The 721-nt window shown below is 56.4% G+C and carries 2 protein-coding genes; both read right to left on the bottom strand.

The window, feature by feature from the left end; all coding sequences use genetic code 11:
- Positions 1-122 precede the first annotated feature (122 nt).
- A complete protein-coding gene (locus PYR71_RS30945; RefSeq protein ID WP_097545539.1) occupies positions 123-425 on the bottom strand; it encodes a hypothetical protein in 303 nt (100 codons plus the stop codon).
- The coding region (locus PYR71_RS30715; RefSeq protein WP_245421423.1) for a transposase domain-containing protein at positions 425-721 on the bottom strand (297 nt) is incomplete at its 5' end. The genes PYR71_RS30945 and PYR71_RS30715, both read right to left, overlap by 1 nt.

Here is a 721-nt window from a genome sequence, read left to right as displayed (position 1 = left end):
CGTCCTGAAGCGCCGGCGCGCCTGGTTCGATGGTCAATTGGACCTCGATCCGGAGAAACTGATCTTCATCGACGAAAGGTAAGCGTCCGGCGAACGCATTTTCGGGTGTCGAGAGATGGAATCTATAGGCCGCGTTTCATCTCATCGGCCATGATGCGGTCGATTATTTCAGGATCGCACTGTGTGTCGATGAGGAACTCGCGGATACCGCCGTCCCACGTCCTGATGTCGGCGAGTAGGCTTTGTTCTTCGATGCCATTCTCGGTCAGACCCTTCGTGCCGTCTTCACTGCCATCGCCGACGTAAACCAGTTCGCCTTCGGAGATGTTGTCCGAGTTTGCGGTCACTTCTTCGATCAGTTCGAGGTTTTCGCCGATCATGCCGGCGACTTGGCTGAGTGTGTAGATGAACCTCGAGCGCGCCATCAGGCGGCCTCGCATCGAGCTTTTGCCGGCGTCCAGTTCCAAGGCAGGAGGTCTTCAATTCGGTCTTCGGGGTGATCCTGGATCCGGGTCAGGACATCCGTCAGATAGACCTCTGGATTATGGCCTTGCAGTTTGACCGTCTCGATGATGGTGAGGATGTTGGCGATGCGCTCGCCGCCCTTGTCCGAGCCGGCAAACAGCCAGTTCTTCCTTCCAATTGCAATGCCCCGTTCATTCTGCCCATGTCGGCGATGAAGTCGAGGTTCACTATCGCTGGCATCCACATTTTGGCCAGA

Origin of the sequence: Rhizobium mulingense, from assembly GCF_029194105.1 — a bacterium.
Classification (GTDB): domain Bacteria; phylum Pseudomonadota; class Alphaproteobacteria; order Rhizobiales; family Rhizobiaceae; genus Rhizobium; species Rhizobium mulingense.
This window is presented reverse-complemented; position numbering and strand designations above follow the sequence as displayed.